The sequence below is a fragment of the Nitrospirota bacterium genome (assembly GCA_016212215.1).
Classification (GTDB): Bacteria; Nitrospirota; 9FT-COMBO-42-15; order HDB-SIOI813; family HDB-SIOI813; genus JACRGV01.
This window is the reverse complement of sequence record JACRGV010000080.1, coordinates 26,130-47,132: the sequence shown is the minus strand read 5'-3', so window position 1 is coordinate 47,132 and position 21,003 is coordinate 26,130. Positions and strand designations below refer to the sequence as shown.

Genomic DNA, 21,003 nt, shown 5'->3' with positions numbered 1-21,003 from the left:
GAAGTACGCCCTGAAAATGCTTGGATTGCTTAAAAAGTGTAATTTAACGATCTAATTTGTACGATAGATGATTTTTAAATTGCAAAATCCAATTTTGTGCCGGTTTTACCAGATGTCACGGAGACTTTTGCAAGAGCCTCATATATATATATCAAATAAACAGGTCAACTGAATTTCAACTAAAAAAGGGATTGACTCGTTTAGCTCTATGGTTATGAGTCCCGATGAAGTTGCAAAGATAGGATATAGGGCTTTAATTAAAGGGAAAAATGTTGTAGTTGCCGGACTCTATAACAAATTACTGGTGTTTTCACTAAGATTTACACCAAGATGGCTGATATTAAAAATAGGCAAAATACTCATGATCCCAAAGTCAGGCGCTATCGGCTAAAGCTTAAGACCATATATTGCCCGACAGGACGGGGGGCATATTAAAATTTTATTTACCCTAATAGTCCCATCTTTTTAAGATGCTCAAGACACTTCTCTATAAAGTCTTCAATTTTTATCTCCTTTATATCAATATGAAGGACTGGATTTTCAAAGGGATGTTCATGATAAAAACCACCTTCCTTATCTATTCCATAAATTCTCTCTTCCTCAATAACGAGAGCCATATTTAACTTTTCTTTTTTGGTATTTGAATAAATCTGTATAAAAACTTCATGAGAAAATCCAATTCTTGAAATCAACGTAGTATCAGTAAAATCTAAATATAAAATCTTTAACCCATACCTGATAGCAACATCCTGCAGATTCTTGATTATATCTTTAATTTCCATCATCAGATTCTTTAATTTTATTTATTTTTTCCTGCAAATACCTGATGCCGTCAACTGCATGTTCCCAATCCATTGCATCCTTCTCTACTTCCCATGAAAAGCCTTTTTCCTTCACCATCTCTCTTTCTTCAAATTCTTTAAAACTCATGACATATTTCTTCTTTAACCGTTCATCAGTAAGTTTGTATAAGACAAGCCTTCTCTCATATTCACTTAATACCGCCTCCTTGATTTCATTTTCAGGGATTAAATCAAGCAATTTCATTTAAAATCACCTCCTGTTATGATTCTTTATGATTTCCTGCTAAGTATATAGCATTAAATTCTTGTTTTTCCTTCTCCAGTTTCCATTTAACAATGGCTTGTGCATCTTATATTATATAGGAAAATCAAAAAACTGAGCCTCATGCTACTCTACAAAATCTAAGTCGTCAAGGAGATTTTTAGGGTTTTCGGTGTCTTTCAATGGTTGTCAGCGGTGGGCATGTGTGAAATTTCCATATTTTGAACTGCCTAGTCGATTTTTCCACCGGGAACGGGGGTGAACACTCTGTTTTTGGGCACACCGGTCGGGCAGTACTTTTGAGGATTTTTCAATTGGCATACCCGGTATCGTGTGAGTAAGACTCCGCAGAGGGGGTGGAATCCCAAAAGACGGTGTCAGGGATATTGGCTGTTGGGATTTGCACCCTTAAAGGAGGAGGTCTGATGGTCTCCTCCTCAATATGCTTTAGTATGCTTTTTGTAGTCTGGTAGTCTGTAATAAACGCAATAGCCCGCATGTTACCACCACATTTAATACATTGGAGCGGGTTGACTTCCCGATTTATTTTAACGATGCGATGGATCACGCGGGCCCATGTTGAGCTTGCCCTGCCGGTACCTTTTGTCTCTTGTATCCCGATACCCTGATTACCCCTGTTTTCTTTTCTCTCTTTTCCCCGATGCGAGCTGCTATAGATAAAAGACAACTATACTTTAGCAAGGTTTACAAGACGAGATACTTGGCGAGGTACTGTTTTAAAGCAGGCAAATCAAAATTTCAATACTGCTCTAAACATTTTCATATTATCACATCTGAGCATTGACTATTCACCAAAATAATAGTAATTTAGGTTAGTTGATTCATCCAAAGTTATGATTATTAATCGAACTATCCAAAAGAGTGTAGAAAATTCCTTATTTAAAGGGAAAATTGTTGTTATTTACGGTGCCGGACAAGTTAGAGCAGGCGTTTATTATATTCCGGCTTAATCCTTTCAGCAGAAATCTTAGAAACGAAAGGTTGAATTAATTAATAAGGATAATTATCAAAAATTTGTGTTCTGATTTTTCAGTCATGTTGATAATTGGGGAGAGGCAGGTTATTTAGCATTAATGAAGGCTAACATCTCGGTAATAAATGGTATTAGTCCCCATTTTTAATAGGAGATAATTTATGGGATACGTTCATGCGGAGATAAAGTTGAAAAATCCCCGGTTACCGAAACTCAAAATAATTACAGTTACAGCAATGGTTGATACCGGAGCATTGACTTTATGTATACCGGATCATATTGCACTTCAACTCAAGTTAGAGACTAACAGCCGGCGTGAGGTAACAACTGCAGATGGTAGAAAACAAATGGTTCCTTATGTCGGTCCAATTGAAGTACTTTTTGAAAACAGAAATTGTTTTGTTGGGGCATTAGTTTCAGGTGATGAAGTTCTTCTCGGTGCTGTTCCGATGGAGGATATGGATTTAATTGTATCTCCATGCCATAGAAAATTAATAGTTAATCCGGATAGTCCAAATTTTCCACATGCATTAGTAAAATGAATTCAATGCAATAACGACTTCAATCTAACTCTAAGCCCGGCAAAATTATTGTCATAAGGATATTCATTATTGCATCGAATAGATATTGCTATACTTCTTATTTATAATGTGGGGATTGTCATATTCGGATGCTGGTTTGTACGGCGTAACAAGTCGAGTGAGCATTTCATGTCAGCGGGGCGGTCGCTTCCGGGCTGGGCAGTGGGTTTGTCCATTTTCGGTTCTTATGTCAGCAGTATCAGCTTCCTTGCAAACCCCGGAAAATCTTATTCAGACAACTGGAATCCCTTTGTCTTTGCCTTGTCGCTGCCGATTGCGGCATGGTTGTCGGTTAGATACTTTGTGCCTTTCTATCGTAAATCAGATGCAATCTCCGCATATCATCACCTTGAGACCCGCTTCGGAGGCTGGGCACGAACTTATGCAGTCATCTGTTTCCTGCTCATCCAGCTTACGAGGCTTGGAACGATTCTATATCTTCTCTCACTTGCTATTCAGCCTGTATTAGGCTGGGATTTAAAGACCCTTATAATTGTCATAGGCGGTCTTGTTATTATATATCCGATGCTTGGCGGTACAGAGGGTGTAATATGGACAGGGACATTGCAAAGTCTCATACTCGTAATAGGACCATTGGTTTGCATAGGGGTTCTCCTTGTTAATATGCCGCAAGGGCCGTCTCAGATTTTCAATATTGCCGCCGGATACAACAAGTTTAGTCTGGGAAGTTACAACCTGACGTCCAGTATATCTGAGTCAACATTCTGGGTTGTTCTGGCTTATGGGTTTATCACTAATCTGCAAAACTTCGGTATTGACCAGGCCTACGTGCAGCGCTATATCACAGCCAAATCCGACCGGGCAGCAAGGCAAAGCGTCTGGATGGGGGCGCTTCTATACATACCGATAGGGGCAATGTTTTTTTTCATAGGTACTGCCCTCTTCGCCTTTTATAAGACTCAACACGATATTCTCCCTGCCGGAATAAAACCGGATGCCGTGTTCCCGCATTTCATTATGACACAGTTGCCGGTAGGACTCACAGGCCTGGTGCTGGCGGCAATTTGTGCTGCAGCAATGGACTCCAACCTCAACTGTAGCGCAACACTTTTTCATTGTGATATTTACGAACGATATTTTAGGAAATCAAAAAGCGAACGTGAATCACTCTGGGTACTAAGGCTTTCTACTCTCTCATTCGGCATACTCAGTATCATCGCTGCACTGGCAATGATCAGCGTAAAGAATGCCCTTGATGTATGGTGGAAATACGCAGGCATATTCAGCGGCGGCATGGTGGGATTGTTCCTCCTCGGTTTGATTTCACGCAGGGCAAACAATACCGGCGCCAAAGCAGGTACAGCTATCGGCATCCTTTCGATACTTTGGATGACCTTTTCGCCTAAGTGGAACGGTCTACCGGCCTGGCTTCACAGCCCCTTCCACGACCTGCTAATTATAGTCATAGGAACGATACTTATCCTCGTTGTCGGCCTCGTCGTAAGCTCCTTTTGCAGTGCAGGCAAAAAGAGACACACATGAGCAGGAGTTCATAGGGCAATGAGAACCCCACCCTCACCCTAACCCTCTCCCTGAGGGAGAGGGGGCTACGTTTATTCCCTCCCCTTCAAGGGGAGGGGTAGGGTGGGGATGGGTTTTATTTTCGGATGAACCCACATGAACCAGGGTTCACAAAGGGCCATGAAAATCAGCGGGACAAGAAAGTCCCGCTGTTATGATACTTTGCCCACATTATGAATATAACAACTAAGAAACCGGAACTTCTTGCCCCTGCCGGCAATTTTGAAAAGCTGAAGACTGCTGTGCACTATGGCGCTGATGCTGTTTATCTGGGTGACGGCCGTTTCAGCCTTCGTGCTATGACCGGAAACTTCGACGCTGCCGGCATCCAAGACGCCGTTGCCTACTGCCGTGAACGCGGGGTTAAGGTTTATGTCACTGCCAATATATTTCCTCATAACAATGACATACAGGCCCTTCGCGGGCATATCGGGCTTCTGGGAGAAATCAAACCCGATGCTGTCGTGGTGTCGGACCACGGCCTTGTATCAATCATTAAAGAAAATGCACCCGGCATCCCTTTTCACATCAGCACTCAGGCAAACATTACAAATTATATGAGTGCCCGTTTCTGGCAGGATTTGGGGGCATCAGGCATTGTACTTGCAAGGGAGCTTTCCCTGAAAGAGGTGCGGGAGATAAGGGAAAAGGTATCGCTGGAGCTGGAGGCCTTTGTGCATGGCTCTTTATGTATATCCTATTCCGGTAGGTGTTACCTGAGCAGTTTCATGGCAGACCGTAGTGCGAATAGTGGAGAGTGTACCAACTCATGCCGCTGGAATTATTATCTTGTAGAGGAAAAGCGGCCCGGTGAGTATTTCCCTATTATGGAGGACGACAGGGGGACTTATGTTATGAGTTCCCGCGACCTGTGCACCATTGACCATGTGCCTGAATTGGTAGAGGCAGGCATTGACAGTTTCAAGATCGAGGGCCGCATGAAAGGGATCAATTACGTAGGCGGCGTAGTCAAGGCATACCGTGAGGCCATTGATGACTGTTTCAGCAACAGGGTCGGATTTGAATTACACCGCGCCCGCTGGGCAAGGGAGCTCGCCATGGTCAGCAGCCGTGGCTACACTAATGGGATGTATTTCAGCGAACCCGATGCAGCGGACTATAACATTGATAAATCCTCATATCGCATGAGCCACGACATTGTGGGAATCGTAAAAGAGATTCACAATGGTTATGCGACAATCCTGCTGAAAAGTAAGGTTTCAGTAGGTGATTCAATAGAATTTCTCAGCAGAGGCATTGATGACGGCCGTGCTATGGTTAGCGAGATGTTAGATGAAAATGGAGTCCCTAAATTAATCGGTAAAAATACGGAGATTATCCGTATGTCAGTCCCTTCTTACGTAAGCCCCAATGACATTATTCGCAGAGAGAAGGGCAGGAGCACTGAATGAATACCTATGTCAGCAATTCTCGGTGAAATATCGGGCAAATGCTCTTACAGCGGGGTTAGAAAACCCCGCCTATCGCGATAGGCGGGACATTCTTGTCCCGTATTAGCAATGGAGATATGATTCACAGAGAATTGCTGTACCCAGGCAACAGCGGTTGCATAATCATATTTTATAGGATTATAATAGAGAATCGGGCGGGTATTTTTTGGCAAGGATTTTTATGAATAAACGTTATATTATCTTATTATTATGTGTGACTCTTGGTGTACTCGCCATATTTACAAATTCCGGTTTACCGGCACAGAAAGGAGGGGGGCAAATGATTTTCACGTTGAAGAGTGATGCTTTCAAAGAGGGAGGCACGATACCCAAACCTTATACATGTGATGGGGCCGACAAATCGCCCGGGCTTACATGGGATGGAGTACCTGAAGGTATCGGAAGTTTTACGCTGATTATGGATGACCCGGATGCACCGGTTGGGACATTCAATCACTGGATATTATATGACATCCCTGCTGAGGCAAAGGAGTTATTAGAAGGACTCTCAAAAGAACCGGCACTTTCGAATGGCGCAAAACAGGGGATCACAAGCTTCAGACGTGCCGGTTACGGCGGGCCTTGCCCTCCTAAAGGACCGGTCCACAGGTATTTCTTTACACTATACGCCCTCGATATCCCAAACCTTGGAATCGGGCCAAAGGCATCGAAAGAAGATGTCGAGGGAAGGATGAAAGGACATGTTCTGGGAAAAGCGGTTATTATGGGGAAGTATGGGAGATAAGTTAGAAGCAAGAAGTAAGAAGTAAGAAGCAAGAAGTAAGAAGTAAGAAGCAAGAAGCAAGAAGCAAGAAGTAAGAAGTAAGAAGCAAGAAGTAAGAAGCAAGAAGTAAGAGGTAAGAAGTAAGAGGTAAGAAGTAAGAAACAAAAAAGGGAAGGTAACGAGTTGGGAAAATACTACTATTCATACAGTGAATATCTGAAAAAGATATTTCCTTTTAAAGTCTATAAGATAGCACTTGATGCCGGTTTTACTTGTCCTAACAGGGATGGTACTGCCGGAACTGGTGGATGTATATATTGTGAGAACAGGAGTTTCAGTCCTAACTCAAAGGGTGAGAGGAAGGCCGTACGGGATCAGATAGAGTACGGTATAGAATTCTACAGGAATAATTTCAATGCTGAAAGATTTATTGTCTACTTTCAGGCGTACACAAATACTTATGGCCCTGTAAGCCACTTAAAAGAGCTGTATGCCGAGGCGCTCTCATTTCCTGAGGTAGTCGGTCTGTCTATCGGGACAAGGCCCGATTGCCTGCCTGATGATGTACTGGATATGTTAGCTGAGTATTCACAAAAGACTCATCTATGGGTTGAGATAGGACTTCAAAGTATGCACAATGAAACACTTGTGAGGATGCACAGGGGACATTCTTATGAACAATTTGTTGATGCAGTTTACCGCACTAAACTCAGAGGGCTGAGGGTATGTTCTCATATTATCTTAGGATTCCCCGGCGAAACACGGGAAATGATGATGCAGACTGCTGATGCTATTGGAAATTTTAAAATAGATGAATTGAAGATACATCATCTTTATGTTGCAGAAAAGACGATCCTTGAAAAGATGTACAGGGCAGGGCAGGTGCCGGTTCTTGCAATGGATGAATATATAAAGCTTGTATGCGATTTCCTTGAAAGAATTCCGTCTGATATTGCCATACAGCGTCTCACCGGAGAATTAAAAGGAGAGTTTCTCGTAGCACCGAAATGGGAGACATCAAAAAGGGTACTCATATCTTTGATAGAGAAAGAGCTTGCTTCACGCGGTTCTTATCAGGGAAAGCTATATAATAAAATAAAAAATGAAAAATCAAAAATTAAAGATACATACCCAAAAGTATCTATACTCGTTCCATGAAGTCACCTAAGCAATTACACATAATAACTCTAATATGACAGATCCTTCATCAAACCAATCATCATTCTCTTCAATATGTATAGAATATTGCAAGGGGAAATGCTGTGACCCGTGGTGGGGTATCATAGCCTATCAGGTTAGTAAAGACTGGAGACTCAGTCGAAACAGTAATTTTCTCAGTAATTTTAAAGACGAGATTTTGAAGGGGATAAGAGAGAGAGAACAAAGAGTAGTCGGAAGGTATGTAACATCTGAAAGACCTCCGAGACCGCTGTTTAAATCACCTGAACGATATAATATAATAGCAGAAAACATATCTGTAAACGGGAGTACAATCCTAATAAATCTGCGGGCTATGTATGCCTTCAGATGTCTTTTTCTTTCCTCAGATAATGTATGTACTATCCATCCGGCTATACTTGGCGGCCATGATATAAGACCTGAACACTGCGGCTATCTTGGTTCATTGGATGCAAAACCGAATGAGAAGGGATACTGCCGTATTATTTATGCTGCCGCATCTTCTAAGGGAGAGGAAAATGAGCGGGACAAGAATGTCCCGCCTATCGTTAATATAAAACTGGATAGGCGGGGTTTTCTAACCCCGCCGAAAGGATCTTCGGATGCTCTATCTAAAATTACAACTGCGATAGAAATCGAAAAGTCAGTAAGTGAAAAATACTACAGAGAAGGTTACACATCAGCAGAAATGGCAGTAGACGCACTGATTGATAAGATTAAAGTATACGTAGAAATAAACGCCCCTGCTCTTTCATCCAAGACCCTTAATGAATCGGCAAAACCCCCGGGACGCAACGACCCCTGTTCCTGCGGCAGTGGAAAGAAATACAAGAAATGTCATGGAGCGTAATAACCGGTCTTGAGCCGTGGGCTGACAAAGGACAATGAAAATCAGCGGGACAGGAATGTCCCGCCTATCCTCAATTTAGACATGGATAGGCGGGGTTTTCTTACCCCGCCGGAGGGGATTTTCGAGTGAACAACTATAGCGATAGGGAAGCTACTGTATCCATAACCGTTCTGCCGTCAACCTCCCACCCGCCTATCAGGTAAATATCATTATCAACAACAGCAACACCCATTGCAGCGCGGGGTTTATCAATCGCGGGGAGCATCCGCCATTCCTTAATATCAGGACAGTAACCGGCAGCCCTTGTATGAATTCCTTCTGTACTGTAACCGCCGAAGATATACATACATTCCTTATGCACGCAAATACCGTGCGCCGCAGCAGGCCATGGAAGAGAAAGCCATTCTTTTTTTATCCATACATTATTATTTGGGTCATAGGTGTCAATAAGGTCATATTCAGTCAGACTTTTTGCGGCAAACGCAACCCCGCCGGTAACAATAACATTGCCTTCAAGGACAGCGCCCTTCAGAGCAAATCTTGGAACTGAAAGCGGTGCTATCTCTTTCCATTCTCCGATGCCAACATCAAGTACCTCACAGAATGTGAACCCAGGGTCTTTAGAAGGGCCGCCTTCTGTAGCATCAGGGTGATGACCGCCCATAATATAAATATTATTTCCTGATACTGCTGTACCTGGATAATCATGCGGCATAAGCATATCAGGGCCTTTTTCCCATTTGTCCTGTTCAGGATCATATATCTCAACAGTCGGAAGAAATTTGAATTTGCCGTCCGGCTTCTTATAACCGCCTCCGGTTACATAGACTTTGCCGTTTACAATTTCTGCCACAGCCCCTGAACGGTGAGTCGGCATAGAAGCACCCCATGTCCATGTATTGCTCTCAGGGTCATAAATCTCAACAGTGTCAAGACTAAGGAAATTCGGCCCGCCGCCCCCAAAAACATATATCCTGCCCTTGTAAGAAACAGTTGCAGGATGAGACCGCGGTGTCTGTAATGGCTGCATAATCTTCCACATGATTGCGTATTGTATGTGAAGTTATCAGGCGGGTCAATAGGAAAATTATTTTGGTGAGCGGGACAAGAATGTCCCGCCTATCCTCATGGAAATGGATAGGCGGGGTTTTCTTACCCCGCCGGAGAGATTTTCGGATGAACTCCCATGAACCGTAGGTTCACAAATGGCAATGAAAACCCCACCCTCACCCTAACCCTCTCCCTGAGGGAGAGGGGGCTATGTTGATTCCCTCCCCTTCAAGGGGAGGGTTAGGGTGGGGATGGGGTTGATTTTCAGATGAATCGGCCAAATATTCCATTTGCCAGTTGACTTGATAAATCCCTTTGTTCTATTCTATGTGGTATGTTTTTAGAAAATTATTATTTATCACGTCTGCCGTTCAAACGCATCTCTTTTAACAAGTGGATGAATATAGAAGGTTTTATCTCATCATGTAAAGACCGGTACGTTAATCCGCTGACAAGGCTTACACTTCTATCTGACGGATCGCTTGTAAGGATACTGCGTGCATTATATCTGTCTGAGATTACTGTTCAGGTTGAAGACCAGCGGCTTGGAAATATGCCTGCAAAGATGGCGAAGTACCTTGATTCTACAGAGGATGCAGAGGCTACTGCCCGTGATGCATGGCTGTGCTGTAACGGGCATAACATTGTATACGCCCATTCTGTTATTGATTCATCAAACATTGAGGGTGTGATACAGAAGGGGATTGACAGAAAGAATAAGCCGATGGGCATACTCCTTGGTGAATATAATATGCCGATTATAAAAGATCAGGTTTTCATAGTGCAGATGAAGAGTGATGACCTTGCTGAACAGTTTGCAGTACATGAGAATGTTTTCTGGTCGAGGTGTTATCGTCTGCGTGGAGGCGAAGGGTTTAATGCCGCAATATTTGAGGTGTTTTCACCGGAAGTTCTGAATGGCGGTTTAGGCGGCGGTTTAAATGAAGCCTTGCACTTCGGGAAGTAATTATGGGAAAGGTAAGGGCTGTCTTTGACCTGATTCGCCTTGATAAGCAGTACGGGACACTCCTTCTGATGATGCCCACCCTCTGGTCACTGTTTCTTGCATCGAATGGTAAACCATCTTTAAAACATCTCATTATATTTATCTTAGGTTCATTCATAACCCGCAGTGCCGGATGTGTAATAAACGACATTGCTGACAGGAACTTTGACCCTTATGTTGAAAGGACAAAGGGGAGACCTCTTGCATCAGGCAGGCTGAGCGTAAAGGAGGCATTCGTGGTTCTGTCTGTATTACTGCTGATAGCACTGGCCCTTGTGCTTATGCTGAACACACTTGCTTTTCTGCTTTCTTTTGTTGCAATCGCCTTAACTGCTATATATCCATTTACCAAACGATACATTCAACTTCCACAGCTTTTCCTTGGTGCAGCCTTTGGATGGGGGGCAGTAATGGCATGGGCGGCAGTGAGGAACGAGGTATCATTACCTTCATTGCTTTTCTTTCTTGCAACTGTATTCTGGGCTACAGGATATGATACAATCTATGCCCTTGTAGATATAGAGGATGATCTAAAGATCGGGGTAAAATCAACAGCCATACTTTTTGGTAATCATGTGGATATTGCCCTTGCAGTAATATTTCTGATGACCATTGTTACACTGTCGGCAGTAGGTTTAATATCGGGAATGGGACGAATATATCTGTTCTCTGTTTTCCTTGTTTTCTTAGGCTTTCTTTATCAGGTAATCCTGATTAGAAGGGGATTGGAACGGGAAGGATTATTCCGCCTCTTCAAGTCCCATATCTGGATAGGGATAATTATTCTGATAGGAATTATTTCTGATACATTAACAGGATGAGAGGGTGGACATGCCATATAACGATTTGAGAGATTTTATCAATACGATAGATAAGAAGGGTCAGCTTGTAAGGGTAAAGACAGAGGTAGACCCTAATCTTGAGATTACAGAGATACTGGACAGACTGCTCCATAAAAGCGGTACTGCTGTACTGTTCGAGAATGTTAAAGGTCACAGTGTCCCCATAGCGGCAAATCTGTATGGGACAGTGGAACGTGTCGCCCTCGGGCTTGAGACTGATGAGGTTGGATTAGATGAGATCGGGCAATTTCTCGCGTACCTTCAACAGCCGGAACCCCCTAAAGGGATATTTGAGGCGATAAAGAAGCTCCCTTTTTTTGCAAAGCTGATGAACCTCACGCCTAAGACGGTAAGCCGTGCGGTCTGTCAGGAGGTGGTTATCAAAGGAGCGGATGTAGACCTGTCAAAGTTTCCCATTATGACATGCTGGCCTGATGATGTTGCACCACTTATAACGTGGCCGCTTGTTATAACACAGTCTCCGGATGGCGGGCCATTTAATGTCGGTGTATACAGGATGCAAGTTGTGGGGAGAGACAGGACTATAATGAGATGGCTTCAGACACGGGGCGGTGCGCAGCATTACAGGGAATGGATGAAAAAGAAAGTGCCGATGCCTGTTTCTGTTGCAATAGGGTGCGAACCTGCAACAACCATTGCCGCTGTCACTCCTGTACCTGAGAGGATCGGGGAATTTCACTTTGCCGGCCTGCTTCGTAAAGAGGCCATTGAGCTTGTCCAGTGCAAGACCATTAATTTACTGGTGCCGGCATCAAGTGAGATAGTGCTTGAGGGCGAGGTATTGCCGGGTGAGGAATTGATTGAAGGGCCTTACGCAGACCATACCGGATACTACAATACAGAGGAGTCGTTTCCTGTGTTCAGGATAAAATGTATAACCCACAGGAACAATCCAATATATCTTTCAACGATTACAGGACGCCCTCCAAAAGAAGATGCAATAATCGCCCTCGCACTTACCAGAATATTCCTGCCGCTTCTGAGAAACCAGTTCCCTGAAATAGCAGACTTTCACCTACCGATGGAGGCTGTTTCATACAGGATTGCAGTAGTGTCAATAAGGAAGGAATTTCCTGGTCATGCAAAGAGGGTGATGATGGGATTATGGGGATTCCTGAAACAATTCCTCTACACAAAATATATTATCGTTGTGGATGATGATATTGATGTCAGAAACTGGGATGACGTTATATGGGCACTCTCAACCCGCGTTGACCCAGGCAGGGATACATTTGTCATTGAGAACACACCATTCGACTACCTAGATTTTTCAACCCCACTCCCCGAACTCGGCGCCAAAATGGGCATAGACGCCACCATGAAATCCCCGCCAGAGGTAAACCGGCCATGGGGAAACAAGATAGAGATGACCACTGAGATCAAAGAACTGGTAGATAAAAAGTGGAAGTCTCTTGGGATTTAAAGCAGAGAGTTTCGGATGAACCGTCATGAGCCATGGTTCACAAAGGGCCATGAAAATCAACGGGACAAGAATGTCCCGCCTATCCTCGTAGAAATGGATAGGCGGGGTTTTCTTACCCCGCCGGAAGGGATTTTTGGATGAACCGTTATGAGCGGGGTACTCACAAAGGGAAATGAAAATAGTAAACAGTAAGCAGTGAGCAGTAAACAGGAAAGGCAGTCTTTATCTGCTAACTGCTTACCGCTTACTGCTTACTTGGGGTCATTTTTGGATGAACTCCCATGAACCGAGGGTTCACAAAGGGCCATGAAAATCAGCGGGACAGGAATGTCCCGCCTATCCTCATGGAAATGGATAGGCGGGGTTTTCCAACCCCGCCGGAGAGAATTTTCGGTTGAACTGTAAACTCCCGTTAGATGACAGTTTATTCAATGAGTTTCCTGTTCAAATTCCTTGACAGTAATTACCTCATTTACTTATAATCTCATAGCGCTGAAGGGCAGTTATGCTAATACTGCTGACTTCTGCTTCTTATAGGTGAAACGTCCATGAGCAGGGCCCTCACAAAGGGCCATGAAAATCAGCGGGAGAAGAATGTCCCGCCTATCCTCATAGAAATGGATAGGCGGGGTTTTCTTACCCCGCCGGAGAGAATTTTCGAGTGATATAAAGGAGAGTTAAAAAAAGTGTCCAATGACTTGCTTTTAGAATTAGGTACTGAAGAGATTCCGGCTAGGTTTATTCCTCCTGCTATTGCTATGATGAGGGAGTCTGCTGAGAGGTTATTTATAGAGAACAGGATTCAGTTCATGGATACTGCTGTTTATGGTACACCGAGGCGGCTTGTCCTGATTGCAAGGGGGCTGGCAGAAGTTCAGCAGGATAATACCACAGAGGTCGTTGGTCCGCCTAAGAGTGCGGCGTATGATAAAGATGGGAATCCAACGAAGGCGGCGGCTGGTTTTGCGAAGGGACAAGGTGTAGATGTCTCTGACCTCAGGATAAAGAATACAGCCAAAGGTGAGTATATATTTATTGAGAAACATGAGACAGGGAAGAAGACAAAAGATATACTCCCGAATGTTCTTGAGGATATTCTCTCCGCGATAACATTCCCTAAGGCGATGAGATGGAATAACTCAGGTGCCAGATTTGCAAGGCCGGTCAGATGGGTTTTGTCCTTATTAAACGGGGAACTCCTTCAGGTTAAGTTTGCAGGGTTGGAGGGCGGCGATATTTCTTTTGGCCATCACTTTATGAAGCCTCAACCATTTAGTGTAAAGGGGATAGATGATTATACAGAATCGCTGGAGAAGAATTTTGTAATAGCGGAACCGGCAAAGAGGCGCAGTCTTATCGAAAAGCAGATTGCAGAGATTGAAGTGGAAAAGGTGGGCAGGGTAATTCATGATGAAGAATTGCTCAATGAAACAACCTTTCTTACGGAATATCCGCTTGCTATCTGCGGAAGATTTGATGATGTTTTTTTAACTTTACCTAAAGATGTTTTGATAACAGTTATGAGGGAGCATCAGCGCTGTTTTTCTATTGAAGGGGAAGATGGTAAGCTCCTTCCATATTTCATTGGCATAAGCAATACAGTTCCAAAGGATGTCAATATAATACGGAACGGTTATGAAAGGGTAATCAGGGCAAGGCTCTCTGATGCAAAGTTCTTCTTTGATTCAGACAGCAGGAAGAGGTTGGAAGAGTATGCAGATAGGTTGAAGCAGGTTGTGTTTATGAACAAGCTTGGTACGATGTCGGATAAGGTGCATAGGCTGACGGAATTAAGTGAACAGTTATGCGGCCTGATGGAGTGGGGTGATATTAGAGATACTGCTAAAAGGGCGGCCCAATTATCCAAGGCTGACCTGATGACAGATATGGTGGGCGAGTTCCCTGAACTTCAGGGGATTATGGGATTTGAGTATGCTGTAAGGCAGGGTGAGGATCGTGATGTTGCCTCTGCAATTGCTGAACACTATCTGCCTAAGTTTGCAGGCGATGTACTTCCTGCGACACGTGCAGGAAAGATACTTGCTATAGCTGATAAGGGCGATAATATTGTCGGGTGTTTCGGCATTGGTAATATTCCTACAGGCTCTAATGACCCTCTGGCTTTGAGGCGGCAGGCATTGGGGGTACTCAATATACTTGTAAACGGCAGACACTTTGTATCACTATCCAAGGTTGTCTGGAAGTGCATAACTGTTTATGGAGACAAGCTCAGCAGTGATAAACATAACAAGATTTTGAAGGATGTACTGGAGTTTTTTAGAGAGAGGCTGAATACACTGCTTGTGACAGAAGGTTTCAGGTACGACTGTGTCAGGGCGGTACTGCAGACCGGAATTGAAGACCCTTATGATTCATATTTAAGAGTCAGGTCACTCGACAGGTTCAGACAGAGAGGGGAGTTTGAGCCGCTGATGGTGTCGTTTAAAAGGGTTATGAATATAATCCCTCCTGATTTCAGGGGTGAGGTTATAGAAGAGTTATTGAGGGAAAATGAGGAGAAGAATCTTTTTACAGCGTATCTTGATATAAGAGAAAAGGTGCTTCAGGCAGAGGTTGACATTGAATATGAAAATGCCTTCATCTTCATGTCAGGACTGAAACAGTACGTGGACCTGTTCTTTGACAAGGTACTGGTGATGGATAAGGACGAGGCATTGAAGAACAACCGCCTCGGACTTCTGAATAACCTCAAATCACTGTTTCTTACGCTGGCGGATTTTACGCAGATAGTTGTGGAGGGAACGGCAGAGGGGAAGAAGTAAGAAGTTAGAAGCAAGAGGCAAGAAGCAAGAAGCAAGAGGCAAGAGGCAAGAAGCAAGAAGCAAGAGGCAAGAAGTAAGAAGTTAGAAGCAAGAAGCAAGAAGCAAGAAGTTAGAAGATACATACCTAAGATATTCCCTCCCCCTTGACGGGGGAGGGTCAGGGTGGGGGTGAGAAAAGCATACATGTGTTCACCTGCAGTTGAATATTGACACTTCTATAAAAGACTATTGACAGCAAAATTCCATCCTGCTACTTTAACCTCAGAAGAAAATCATATTGAGAATCTGAGGAAAACCCGATTGACAAAAGATTCAAAGAGAAGAAAGGTTATTCCCTCCGGTGAATCTGAAACTGTGGAGTTCAAAAGCAGCTTTGACCGGGAAGTGATTGAGACGCTTGCTGCATTTGCCAATGCCAAGGGTGGGAAGGTCTTTGTAGGGGTATCTGATAATGGAAAAGTTGCAGGAGTCCAGCTTAACAAAGAAACGATTCAGACCTGGATAAATCAGACGAAGCAGCTCACATCCAACGCGCTTATCCCTGATGCGGAAATAATCTCTCTGAAGGGAAAGCAGGTTGTTATATTCTCGGTGCCGGAATCCCCGATAAAACCTGTTGCATGTAAGGGGAGATACTATAAACGCATCAAAAACGCCAATCATCAGCTTTCAGTTTCTGAAGTAGTCAACATGCATCTCCGCACTTTTAACTCAAGCTGGGATTTTCATGTTGACGAATACCACTCTGAAAAAGATATTTCCTTTACCAAGGTTCAGAATTTTATTGAGCGGGCCAATGCAATCAAAGAAACTCAGATTATGGACGATCCCCTTACCGTATTACAGAAATTTGAATTGATGCGGGAAGGGAAGATTACCTACGGCTGTTTTCTCCTCTTTATGGCAGGAGAGTCATTTATCAGTACCATTGAACTCGGCAGGTTTCAGACGGACATCATTATCAAAGATGGCGCCACTTTGAAAGGCGACCTCTTATCAGAGGTAGATGGCGTCATGAACTTTATTAAAAAACATATCAACAAGGCATACATTATTACCGGCAGACCACAGCGGGAAGAACGCTGGGACTATCCGCTTGACGCAATCCGGGAAATAGTTATCAATGCAATTATCCACCGGGACTATACAAGTACAGCAGACTCCGTCATAAAGGTATTCGATGATAAGATAGAGATTTTTAATCCGGGGGGATTACCGGAAGGCACCACTATTGAACAGTTATTAAAGGGCACCTATATTTCAAATGTCCGAAACAAGAAAGTGGCGGAAGTATTCAGAGCAGCCGGGCTGATAGAGAAATACGGATCAGGTATCACAAGGATACTCAAGGCATTTAAGGCATACGGCCTTCCTGATCCTGAGTTTAAAGAATTTTGCGGCGGTTTCATGGTGACGGTTTATAAGGCTGTTACTATGGCCGCCTCCGAAGTTACCCCACAAGTCGCCGAACAAGTCGGCACCAGGTTGGCACTAAGTCGGCACCAGGTTGATATACTACGTAAGTGTTTGAATGAGACTGGAATAACAGAACTCATGACCATAGCAGGGCGAACTGACCGCACCAAGTTTAGGCACCAGGTACTTAACCCTCTTATAGAGGCACGATTGATGGAAATGACCATCCCCGATAAACCTACCAGCAGCAAACAGAAGTATCGCCTGACTGATGAAGGAGGAAAAATATTGGAGAACTTACTGGTATCCTTCCCCACAAGTAAAGTTCAGGATACCTGAATTTCTGATTGACAACCTACCCTCATCCTGCTAATTTACTCACAATAAAAAACAATATCCTGTCATTGATAAATATGACGACAAGCACAAACTCATCCTCTATAAAAGACAATCATAAACATGGTTCGGTCGGACAATTTCTCATTGACAACTTGAAGCCACAGGCTGATTTATCTGTTGTCTCGGCCTACTTTACTATTTATGCGTACAACCATCTCAAGACTCAACTTGACCAGATAAACCATCTCAGATTCCTTTTTGGCGAACCAACATTCATCAAATCACTTGACCCTGCCAAGACCAATAAACGGGATTTCAAGATTGAAGATGATAAGCTCGTAATTCCCATCCAAAGTCGTTTGACTCAAAAGGCCATTGCCAGAGATTGCTCCGAATGGATCAGGCAGAAGGTGGACATCAAATCTATGGTCAAGCCGAACTTTCTTCACGGCAAGCTATACCTGATTGAAAACACTAATGGTGTGAAAGAATCTGTAATGGGAAGTTCCAACTTTACAGTAAACGGTCTTGGCATGGGAGGCAGCCCGAACATTGAATTGAATATGGTCATTCAGGACAGGAGAGATCTGTATGACCTCAAAAACTGGTTCAATGAATTGTGGGATGATAATACCGGGCTGGTTGAAGATGTAAAGGATCAGGTCCTGCAATATTTAGAAGAGTTTTATGTTGAGAATGAACCTGAATTTATTTACTTCAAAACACTCTTCCATATATTCGAAGGCTATCTTGACGAGCAAAAGAAAGGCGGGCTGCTGACTGAAAAAACAGGTTTTTTTGATAGCGAAATCTGGGATATGCTTTATGACTTTCAGAAAGATGGTGTAAAAGGCGCAATCAACAAAATCCTGAAACATAACGGATGTATCATTGCCGACAGCGTGGGGCTGGGTAAGACCTTTGAGGCATTGGCAGTCATCAGATACTTTGAATTATTGAACTCCCGTGTCCTAGTACTCTGCCCGAAGAAACTTTCAGCCAACTGGACAATTTATCAGGCCAGCCAGAACAATTCACTGAACCCATTTACAAGGGACCGTTTTAACTACACGGTCTTATATCATACAGACCTCGGCAGGATTACCGGTAAATCGGATGCCAATGGAATTGACCTGGAGAATTACAACTGGGGGGCTTATGACTTGGTAGTGATTGATGAGAGCCACAATTTCCGCGGCAACCCTATGGAGAAGACCAGAGAAGACGGTACTATCAGGATGAATCGTGCCAAATGGCTGATGGAGAAAATCATCAAATCGGGAGTTAAGACCAAAGTGCTGATGCTCTCTGCAACGCCTGTCAACAATAACCTTCGTGATCTGAGAAATCAGATATCGCTCATTACTGAAGGCAGGAATGATGCACTCTTTGAAAGCACACAAATCAGAGACATCGCCCTTTCACTAAAGAATGCCCAGACACAATTCACCCTCTGGGCTGACCACAAAAAGAACCCTGACAGGACAGTCAAACAGTTACTTGAGCGTCTTGATTCATCCTTCTTCAAACTGCTGGATGAACTCACTATTGCACGGAGCAGAAAACACATAAAGGGCTTTTACAATATTAATACTATATGGCAATTCCCTGAACGGTTAAAACCGCACTCCATTTATCCGAACATTGACATCAAAGACCGCTTCTTTACTTACGATGCATTGAACAAGAGGATACTCCAATACAAACTTTCGGTGTTCAACCCTTCTGCATACGTGAAACCGGAAATGATAAAAAAATATGAAGCATTAGCAGCCACGACTGGTGTGTTAGGGTTCAAGCAGAGCGACCGTGAGCATTTTTTGATCGGGATGATGAAGGTAAATTTTCTCAAGCGTCTGGAAAGCTCTATAGAATCGTTTGAAATCTCAATGGACAGGACCATTCGGAAGATTGAAAACCTGGAAAATAAAATCACTGCATTTCAACAGGCAAAACTTAAATCGCAGGAAGAAGAATTAGAGACACTTTCGCCTGATGAAGATGAGTTAGAAGAAATCACTGATGAATCAGAGCAATGGCAGGTAGGTAAAAAATTAAAATTTGATCTGGCAGATCTGGATCTGGATGATTGGTTAGAGAATTTACGAAAAGACAAAGAAGCGCTTATTGACCTATACAACAATGCAGTAGCAGTAACCCCCGACAGAGATGCAAAACTCAAAGACCTCAAAAAACTAATTGCCGACAAAGTGCAGCAACCGTTAAACAACGGCAACAAAAAGGTAATCGTCTTTACAGCCTTTGCTGACACAGCCCAATACCTCTACAAACACCTTAAAGACTGGGTAAATGAAGGTCTATGTTTGAACATTGCACTAATTGAAGGGACAGCCACACAGACCACCTTTGGTAAAAACGATTTCGCAAGCATCCTTACCAATTTCTCTCCTATCTCCAAGAACAGAGATAAGATGAAAGGGGGAATACTATACCCCCCTTTAGAAAAGGGGGGCTGGGGGGATTTGAAACGGGGATTCTCAAATGAAACGTCTATGAGCGGGGCGCTCACAAAGGACAATGGAAATCCCCCCCTTAACAAGGGGGGGGATGGGGGGGTATTTTCAGATGAGATTGATATATTGATTGCTACAGACTGTATCAGCGAAGGACAGAACCTGCAGGACTGTGATTTCCTCATCAATTACGACATTCACTGGAATCCCGTTCGTATAATTCAGCGTTTTGGACGTATTGACCGTTTGGGTAGTAAGAATAATAAGATACAGTTAGTAAACTTCTGGCCCACCGAAGACCTTGACAATTACATCAATCTGAAAGAGCGTGTGGAGGCCAGAATGGCGTTGGTAGATGTGACAGCCACAGGCGAAGATAACATCCTGAATGCAGAGCAGATTGAAGAACTGATTGAAGAAGACCTGAAATACCGGGATCAGCAGTTGAAGAGACTCAGGAATGAGGTGCTTGACATGGAAGATGAAAGGAATGAAAGTATTTCTCTGACTGATTTCACATTGGACGATTTCAGGATTGAGTTGATGAACTTTATAGAAAACAACCGTGAAAAATTAGAAGATGCCCCATTCGGTCTGTATGCCGTAGTACCATCGCCATCTGGAAAACATTCAGATTTCTTAGATTCAACACGGGCAGCTAATATTCCCTCCCCCTTGACGGGGGAGGGTCAGGGTGGGGGTGAGCATCGGAGATTTTCGAGTGAAAAAGAAATCATCAAACCAGGTGTTGTATATTGCCTGAAACAGAAGGGTGACACAGAGGGCAACGAAGAGATCAATCCATTGCAACCATACTTTCTTGTGTATATCCGGGATGATGGAACCGTACGTTTCAATTACATCAATGCAAAGCAAATTTTGGAGATTTATCGCCTGATGTGTCAGGGCAGGAGAGAACCTTATGAAGAACTGTGCGAACTCTTTAACAGCGAAACAAGGCAGGGTGAAGATATGGGGCAATACACCAAATTGCTCAGCCGGGCCATTCATGAAATCAACACAATATTTAAAAAGAAAAGCAATCAAAAACTGACAACAGACCGTGGAGCATTACTCATCCCAAAATCAAAACAGGTGAGCGATATGAACAATTTTGAACTGGTCACTTGGTTAGTGATAAAGTAGGATAATATGAAGAAACATACAAGTCTAATTCCCCCGAATTCGAGGGAAAACTTCATGCGCATACCGCCTACAAAGGAGAATAAAAATCCCCCCCTTAGTTTAAGGGGGGGCATGGGG

At 43.5% G+C, this 21,003-nt stretch carries 16 protein-coding genes and 2 pseudogenes; 13 read left to right on the top strand and 5 right to left on the bottom strand.

Going from position 1 to position 21,003, the window contains the following annotated elements:
• Window positions 1–214: 214 nt before the first annotated feature.
• Window positions 215–391 carry a hypothetical protein gene (locus tag HZA08_07300; GenBank protein ID MBI5193229.1) on the top strand — a complete coding sequence of 59 codons (177 nt, stop codon included), beginning with the start codon at window positions 215–217 and terminating at the stop codon, window positions 389–391.
• 52 nt (window positions 392–443) lie between these two features.
• Here the strand turns inward: HZA08_07300 and HZA08_07295 are convergent, their stop codons facing one another.
• The 3 genes from HZA08_07295 to HZA08_07285 form a co-directional block, all read right to left on the bottom strand.
• Window positions 444–785, bottom strand: a complete 342-nt coding sequence (locus tag HZA08_07295; GenBank protein ID MBI5193228.1) for a hypothetical protein — start codon at window positions 783–785, stop codon at window positions 444–446.
• Window positions 772–1,047 carry a hypothetical protein gene (locus HZA08_07290; protein MBI5193227.1) on the bottom strand — a complete coding sequence of 92 codons (276 nt, stop codon included), beginning with the start codon at window positions 1,045–1,047 and terminating at the stop codon, window positions 772–774. Before HZA08_07290 ends, HZA08_07295 begins: the two co-directional genes overlap by 14 nt.
• A 328-nt stretch (window positions 1,048–1,375) precedes the next feature.
• Window positions 1,376–1,753 (bottom strand): hypothetical protein, encoded by a 378-nt coding sequence (locus HZA08_07285; protein MBI5193226.1) that lies wholly within the window; start codon window positions 1,751–1,753, stop codon window positions 1,376–1,378.
• A 467-nt stretch (window positions 1,754–2,220) separates the two neighbouring features.
• Between HZA08_07285 and HZA08_07280 the strand changes: the two genes are divergently transcribed.
• The 3 genes from HZA08_07280 to HZA08_07270 all read left to right on the top strand — a co-directional run bounded on the left by HZA08_07280 (window position 2,221) and on the right by HZA08_07270 (window position 5,594).
• Window positions 2,221–2,601 (top strand): clan AA aspartic protease, encoded by a 381-nt coding sequence (locus tag HZA08_07280; protein ID MBI5193225.1) that lies wholly within the window; start codon window positions 2,221–2,223, stop codon window positions 2,599–2,601.
• Window positions 2,602–2,670: 69 nt separating this feature from the next.
• A complete protein-coding gene (locus HZA08_07275) occupies window positions 2,671–4,143 on the top strand; it encodes a sodium:solute symporter (protein ID MBI5193224.1) in 1,473 nt (490 codons plus the stop codon).
• A 212-nt stretch (window positions 4,144–4,355) separates the two neighbouring features.
• Window positions 4,356–5,594, top strand: coding sequence for a U32 family peptidase (locus HZA08_07270; GenBank protein MBI5193223.1), 1,239 nt, complete (start codon window positions 4,356–4,358; stop codon window positions 5,592–5,594).
• A gap of 44 nt (window positions 5,595–5,638) precedes the next feature.
• Here the strand turns inward: HZA08_07270 and HZA08_07265 are convergent, their stop codons facing one another.
• Window positions 5,639–5,806 carry a hypothetical protein gene (locus tag HZA08_07265; GenBank protein MBI5193222.1) on the bottom strand — a complete coding sequence of 56 codons (168 nt, stop codon included), beginning with the start codon at window positions 5,804–5,806 and terminating at the stop codon, window positions 5,639–5,641.
• An 8-nt stretch (window positions 5,807–5,814) separates the two neighbouring features.
• Between HZA08_07265 and HZA08_07260 the strand changes: the two genes are divergently transcribed.
• The 3 genes and pseudogenes from HZA08_07260 (at window position 5,815) to HZA08_07250 (ending at window position 8,386) form a co-directional block, all read left to right on the top strand.
• Window positions 5,815–6,378 (top strand): YbhB/YbcL family Raf kinase inhibitor-like protein, encoded by a 564-nt coding sequence (locus HZA08_07260; GenBank protein ID MBI5193221.1) that lies wholly within the window; start codon window positions 5,815–5,817, stop codon window positions 6,376–6,378.
• Between the two features lie 162 nt (window positions 6,379–6,540).
• A complete protein-coding gene (locus tag HZA08_07255) occupies window positions 6,541–7,515 on the top strand; it encodes a TIGR01212 family radical SAM protein (protein ID MBI5193220.1) in 975 nt (324 codons plus the stop codon).
• Between the two features lie 805 nt (window positions 7,516–8,320).
• Window positions 8,321–8,386: pseudogene (locus HZA08_07250) on the top strand (SEC-C domain-containing protein).
• 133 nt (window positions 8,387–8,519) lie between these two features.
• Here HZA08_07250 and HZA08_07245 read toward each other — a convergent pair.
• Complete coding sequence (locus HZA08_07245) at window positions 8,520–9,428, bottom strand: hypothetical protein (protein ID MBI5193219.1); 909 nt, start codon at window positions 9,426–9,428, stop codon at window positions 8,520–8,522.
• A 342-nt stretch (window positions 9,429–9,770) separates the two neighbouring features.
• Here HZA08_07245 and HZA08_07240 point away from each other — a divergent pair, with 342 nt between their 5' ends.
• The 6 genes and pseudogenes from HZA08_07240 (at window position 9,771) to HZA08_07215 (ending at window position 20,886) form a co-directional block, all read left to right on the top strand.
• Window positions 9,771–10,403, top strand: coding sequence for a DUF98 domain-containing protein (locus HZA08_07240; protein ID MBI5193218.1), 633 nt, complete (start codon window positions 9,771–9,773; stop codon window positions 10,401–10,403).
• Window positions 10,404–10,405: 2 nt separating this feature from the next.
• Window positions 10,406–11,263: a 4-hydroxybenzoate octaprenyltransferase gene (ubiA, locus tag HZA08_07235; protein ID MBI5193217.1), complete on the top strand. Its 858-nt coding sequence runs from the start codon at window positions 10,406–10,408 to the stop codon at window positions 11,261–11,263.
• Between the two features lie 10 nt (window positions 11,264–11,273).
• Window positions 11,274–12,728, top strand: coding sequence for a UbiD family decarboxylase (locus HZA08_07230; GenBank protein MBI5193216.1), 1,455 nt, complete (start codon window positions 11,274–11,276; stop codon window positions 12,726–12,728).
• 686 nt (window positions 12,729–13,414) lie between these two features.
• A pseudogene (locus HZA08_07225) lies at window positions 13,415–15,484 on the top strand (glycine--tRNA ligase subunit beta).
• Between the two features lie 327 nt (window positions 15,485–15,811).
• Window positions 15,812–17,266: a putative DNA binding domain-containing protein gene (locus tag HZA08_07220; protein MBI5193215.1), complete on the top strand. Its 1,455-nt coding sequence runs from the start codon at window positions 15,812–15,814 to the stop codon at window positions 17,264–17,266.
• Between the two features lie 74 nt (window positions 17,267–17,340).
• Entirely contained in the window at window positions 17,341–20,886 is a 3,546-nt protein-coding gene (locus tag HZA08_07215; protein ID MBI5193214.1) for an ATP-dependent helicase, read from the top strand.
• Window positions 20,887–21,003: the final 117 nt, after the last annotated feature.

What these genes read in the sequence shown, in the direction of transcription:
- HZA08_07245 (MBI5193219.1), bottom strand. Translation starts at nt 9,428, where the DNA reads ATGTGGAAGATTATGCAGCCATTACAGACACCGCGGTCTCATCCTGCA.
- HZA08_07295 (MBI5193228.1), bottom strand. Translation starts at nt 785, where the DNA reads ATGATGGAAATTAAAGATATAATCAAGAATCTGCAGGATGTTGCTATC.
- HZA08_07290 (MBI5193227.1), bottom strand. Translation starts at nt 1,047, where the DNA reads ATGAAATTGCTTGATTTAATCCCTGAAAATGAAATCAAGGAGGCGGTA.
- ubiA (MBI5193217.1), top strand. Translation starts at nt 10,406, where the DNA reads ATGGGAAAGGTAAGGGCTGTCTTTGACCTGATTCGCCTTGATAAGCAG.
- HZA08_07300 (MBI5193229.1), top strand. Translation starts at nt 215, where the DNA reads ATGAGTCCCGATGAAGTTGCAAAGATAGGATATAGGGCTTTAATTAAA.
- HZA08_07240 (MBI5193218.1), top strand. Translation starts at nt 9,771, where the DNA reads ATGTTTTTAGAAAATTATTATTTATCACGTCTGCCGTTCAAACGCATC.
- HZA08_07215 (MBI5193214.1), top strand. Translation starts at nt 17,341, where the DNA reads ATGACGACAAGCACAAACTCATCCTCTATAAAAGACAATCATAAACAT.
- HZA08_07230 (MBI5193216.1), top strand. Translation starts at nt 11,274, where the DNA reads ATGCCATATAACGATTTGAGAGATTTTATCAATACGATAGATAAGAAG.
- HZA08_07280 (MBI5193225.1), top strand. Translation starts at nt 2,221, where the DNA reads ATGGGATACGTTCATGCGGAGATAAAGTTGAAAAATCCCCGGTTACCG.
- HZA08_07260 (MBI5193221.1), top strand. Translation starts at nt 5,815, where the DNA reads ATGAATAAACGTTATATTATCTTATTATTATGTGTGACTCTTGGTGTA.
- HZA08_07270 (MBI5193223.1), top strand. Translation starts at nt 4,356, where the DNA reads ATGAATATAACAACTAAGAAACCGGAACTTCTTGCCCCTGCCGGCAAT.